Here is a 254-nt window from a genome sequence, read left to right as displayed (position 1 = left end):
ATAAAATACTGATCCCAATCAATTCTATGTTCCACTTTTATCATCCTCTTTTTTGTTCTGCTAACCAGTATACCAGATTCAATCTCAACACCAACGTCAATTTTAAACCGCCACTTGGTCTTTTAGCTTGGCAACCGTCTTATCACCAAAGCCATCGACGTTTTTTAGCTCATCGATGCTTTTAAATGGTCCATGCTGCTGCCGATACTGGATGATCATATCAGCTTTTTTATCGCCAATTCCGTTAATCTGAC

General features: G+C 39.0%; 1 protein-coding gene. It reads right to left on the bottom strand.

What is annotated here, in order from left to right; genetic code table 11:
- Positions 1–102 precede the first annotated feature (102 nt).
- On the bottom strand, positions 103–240 hold the full coding sequence (locus tag LJE08_RS15420) for a helix-hairpin-helix domain-containing protein (protein WP_227403609.1): 138 nt from the start codon (positions 238–240) through the stop codon (positions 103–105).
- Between the last annotated feature and the right edge of the window lie 14 nt (positions 241–254).

The sequence above is a fragment of the Holdemanella sp. DFI.5.55 genome (genome assembly GCF_020593575.1).
Classification (GTDB): Bacteria; Bacillota_I; Bacilli_A; order Erysipelotrichales; family Erysipelotrichaceae; genus Holdemanella; species Holdemanella hominis.
This window is presented reverse-complemented; position numbering and strand designations above follow the sequence as displayed.